At 63.3% G+C, this 4241-nt stretch carries 4 protein-coding genes; 1 reads left to right on the plus strand and 3 read right to left on the minus strand.

Features of this window, described 5'->3' with window-relative positions; all coding sequences use genetic code 11:
- Positions 1-274: 274 nt before the first annotated feature.
- The 3 genes from AC1DZ6_RS20220 to AC1DZ6_RS20230 all read right to left on the minus strand — a co-directional run bounded on the left by AC1DZ6_RS20220 (position 275) and on the right by AC1DZ6_RS20230 (position 3402).
- Positions 275-1270 (minus strand): hypothetical protein, encoded by a 996-nt coding sequence (locus AC1DZ6_RS20220; RefSeq protein ID WP_477098926.1) that lies wholly within the window; start codon positions 1268-1270, stop codon positions 275-277.
- 10 nt (positions 1271-1280) lie between these two features.
- Positions 1281-2849 (minus strand): MBOAT family O-acyltransferase, encoded by a 1569-nt coding sequence (locus AC1DZ6_RS20225; RefSeq protein WP_477098927.1) that lies wholly within the window; start codon positions 2847-2849, stop codon positions 1281-1283.
- Between the two features lie 94 nt (positions 2850-2943).
- Positions 2944-3402, minus strand: coding sequence for a hypothetical protein (locus tag AC1DZ6_RS20230; RefSeq protein WP_477098928.1), 459 nt, complete (start codon positions 3400-3402; stop codon positions 2944-2946).
- 231 nt (positions 3403-3633) lie between these two features.
- Here AC1DZ6_RS20230 and AC1DZ6_RS20235 point away from each other — a divergent pair.
- Positions 3634-4241: acyltransferase family protein (locus AC1DZ6_RS20235; protein WP_477098929.1), on the plus strand; the 608-nt coding region annotated here is incomplete at its 3' end.

Genomic DNA, 4241 nt, shown 5'->3' on the forward strand with positions numbered 1-4241 from the left:
CCACATACAGACGGCCGGCCGGCACGCGTCGCGAGCCGGCCTTGTTGTCGGACAACAAGCCGCCCGACAACGCTTGTCGCCGAGACCCTATCGTACGTTTCCACCCCCGATGTGGCGCCGATCAACGCTTGTCGCGCGACCGCACCTCACTATTGTCGCTTATGAAGGTCTGGGGCCGAGCGGCAAAGCGAAAAATCCCGATTCAGGCGCCGCGATGCTTTGAGCCTAAGGTCTCAACATTCCCAGATCGTTCTACGGCGCCGGTTCGCTGTTCCTATAGTCGTCCACGACAGGTTGAATCGTTAATGGGGGTGGACTGAAGAACATCGATGAAACGCTGCGTCCGTTGTTCGATGCCCGGAATATCGAGATGATACTGGGTGTCGTAGAACATTTCGGCGTCAAGCATGGCGTCCTGGGGCTCGCCAATCACCTGAACGCCGATCCCGGCGTATTGGGCGCGGATCTGGTCGAAGGCCGGGTCCTTGGCGTAGGACGGGAAGGCGATCGTGTTAGGCCACGTCGCCACCACGCACACGTCGTGCTGACGCGCCCATGCCACGAAGTCGGCGATGGCCTGGGCTTCGGGTCCCCTCTGCTCGACCTTGATGAACATGGGCCGGTAGAGCGACACACGCTCGTGTAGCGACTTGCTCTGGGCGGCGAAGACGGCGCGGTCCCGCTTCCGGTCGCCGTTCGGAGTCATCCGCGAACGGGCCCGTTCGACCAGGCCGTGGTCGCGCTTGTGCCTCAGCACGTCCCACAGCCGAGCAACCGGGGTAGCGATCATATACTGGATCTTCTGCGGCAGCGGCAGCTGCTCGAAATAGGAGGCGCCGCAGGTCATGGCGAAGTCGACCGCCACGGTCGAGGGCAYGCGGCCGCTATAGTACTTGTACTCGAGGGCCAGCACCACCGCGTCGCCTGGACGGACCGACTGTTTGGCGCGGTACAGCAACTCGTCGGCCGTCAGGCCCGCGAAGGCGCCCAGGTTGATCACCGGCTTGTTCAGGCGCGCCGTCATAAGGTCGGCGCCGATGCCCTGGTGCACGCCGGATCCGCCGACCAGTACGATCTTAGGCCGGGTCTCGGCGACGGCGATGTCCTGCTTGGCCTGGACCACGGCGCAGCGCAGGGCGCCTTCCTTGGTCGGCCGGCCCAGTTGAGCGGCGAAGAGCCCCAGGCAGATGGCGGCCAGGCCGACGAAGCCGCCCCCCGCACCGACCAGGAATTTGGCATAGACCGAACGTGCCTTGGAAAGATTGCGCATGCCCACGCTTCTAGAACTGGAAATAGAGGAATTCGGTCGAGGCGGCCGAGTTGATGATCTTGACGGCGACGAACAGGGCTGCGCCGGCCGCGATCCCGGACCACAGGCCGGGGCGCCAAGTAGGGATGCGCGCCAGTTTCGGTCCCCAGGTCTCGCGCAGTTCCGAGGAGTCTAGGGCTGGGTTGAAGCGACGCGTCAGTTGCAGGGCGTTGGGGGCCGCGAAGGCGATGACGGCCGCCAGCAGCAGCCAGGCCCAGTTAGTGTAGTAGATCATCCGGTCGTTCTCGGCGAAATAGGTCACGCCGAACTGGGCAAGGTCCAAGTGGAGGTGCCGCGCGAGGGTCCGCAGCTCCAGCGGCAGTCCCAGCCCGTTGAAACCGAACATCGCTGCGAACATCGTCCGCGTGGCGCTGATGTTTTCGGCGCGGAACGGCACCCAGGCCATCATCACCGCGAAGAAGGTTAGGATCGGCCCCAGGCCGAATGGCAGCTTGCGCTTGTCGGCTGGCCGCGAGCCGTTCCACAGATGGTTGATCACCAGATAACTGCCGTGCAACGCGCCCCATAGCGCGAAAGTCCAGCCCGCCCCATGCCACAATCCTCCCAGCAGCATTGTGGTCATGAGGTTGCGGTAGCGGGCGACCTTGCCGTTCCGGTTGCCGCCCAGCGGGATATAGAGGTAGTCGCGCAGGAAGCGCGACAGCGTCATGTGCCAGCGCCGCCAGAAGTCGATGATGCTGACCGACTTGTAGGGTGAGTTGAAGTTGGCAGGCAGACGCACGCCCAGCATCAGCGACAGGCCGATAGCCATCTCCGAATAGGCCGAGAAGTCGAAATAGATCTGGAAGGTGTAGGCCAGGGTCGCGGTCCAGGCCTGGAAGAAGTGGACCGTCTCGCCGTTGTTGGCGGCCGCGAAGATCGGCGAGGACAACTCGGCGACCTTGTCGGCCAGCAGCAACTTCTTCATTAGGCCAACCGCCATCAGCATCAGCCCGATCGCGGTCCAGCGCGACAAGCGCAAGCGCCGCCGGTTCTCGAACTGCGGCATCATCTCGGCGTGGTGGATAATCGGGCCGGCGATCAGGTGCGGGAAGAAAGAGACGAACAGGCCGTAGCGGGTTAGGTCCAGTTCGCGGACCTTGCCCTTGTAAGCATCCACCAGGAAGGCGATCTGCGTGAAGGTGAAAAATGAGACCCCGACCGGCAGCACGATGTCCGGCGCGGGCAGGTGAAGTCCCAGGAGGTCGAGCTGGGCCACCGTGAAATTGGCGTACTTGAAGATCCCCAGCAGGATGAGGTTGAACGCCAACCCGGTCGCGACCAGCGCCCGTGATGGCCTGGACAGCAACTGTCTTCCGAAGAGGAAGTTGACGGCGATCGATATGATGAACAACCAGAGATGGTGAGCATCGCTGATCGCGTAAAACGCAATCGAGGCGATCGCCAAGAAGGCGAAGCAAAGTGATCCGGCGGCGTATTTGCGAGCCAAATGGTAGATCGCGTAGGTAATCGGCAAGAAAACGAACAGAAATTCGTTCGAATTGAAAAGCATCACATTCCCCTGCCGAAGCGGCGCCAACCTACTGGCGGCTCTATGACAGGGTCAACCATCCACAACCGGTCAGGTCCGACAAACCGGGTGATGCTCATCAGGCATGCGCGAAACCGAACACCTAAGAGATTGCCTGGCCCGCGGCGGCCTGGACCGCGGCCTCGACAGCGGGGCCTGTGAGGGCGCCGGGCAAGGGCTGAGCGCCCTCACAGGTCTCCGTCCAGCGCCGAGAGCCGTTCTCGACCACAGCCAGTTCGCTGGCGCTGGCGATGAAGTACCGCCGCCCTTGCCAGCTGTGCTTGAGGGCGATGTAGCGTCCGCAGATTGTGCGGTCAGCTGTAGTCTTGCTGAGGGCCTCGTCCGCCATGACGATGGCCGCGCCGGGATGGCGGTTCTGAATGGCGCGCTGCGCAGATCCCAGGATGGCCTGGACGACCGGGTCCGGAGCGTCCGTCGCGGCGGATGCCGGGGCGGAAGGGGCAGTGGGCGGGCCGGTGGGCGCGGGGTCGCCGCAACTGGCCAGGGCGAAAGCCGTCGCGCTGAATGTGACTAGGACCAGGCCGTACCGCTTCGTGCTCATGTCATCTCCAGGGCGTCGGCCGGTGAGGCCAGCGCGATACTAGCAAGCGGATCGATGAACGCTATCGCCGCTACTCTTTTTGGCGAGGGAGCTATTTATTTCATTTTCGCTGCGTTCCTACTGCGCGGCTTTGGCGGTTAGCGCGTTTGCGGCTTGACCGTCGGGCGCCCGGGTGCGACCGCAATCGACGCCGATCTTGAGCTTTGCGGCTCGCCGCGTCTGGGAACCCATATGACCGAGCCAGCTTCTACGGTCCCGACGGACGCGATCCACGGCCGTGATCGCCTCCTGTTCCTGGACGGCTGGCGCGGCTTAGCGATCCTGGCGGTTTTCCTGGGTCACTATGTGGGAATGCCGGGTCTTCAGGTGGGGCGCTTCGGCGTCGAGCTGTTCTTTGTGCTCAGCGGCCGACTGATGGCCACGATCCTGTTCGTCGAGCGCTTTCCTCTGCCGGAATTCTTCCAACGCCGCATCGCGCGGATCTGGCCGGCCCTGTTCGTATTCGTCCTGGCCTCTGCGGCGATCTTCGGCGCTACGGGACTATTGAAGGTAGACCTCCTGCACATCGCAGCGGCCTTGACCTTTACCATCAACTATCTGGGCGCGCCGGGCATGCTGCTGCCCATCTACGATCACGTCTGGTCACTGTGCGTCGAGGAGTGGGCCTATGTCTTGCTCGGGTTCCTTGCCTTCCTCACGCGCCGCGGCAGTTGGGACGTGAAATGGACGGTCGCCACCGTGGCCGTCGCCTGCATGGTCAATGGGGCGATCCAGACCGCTCTGGGGGGATCTTACTACGAGGTCTATTGGCGCACTGACGTGCGGATGGCCCGCACGTC

Source organism: Caulobacter sp. P1_B12_2, assembly GCF_056406675.1.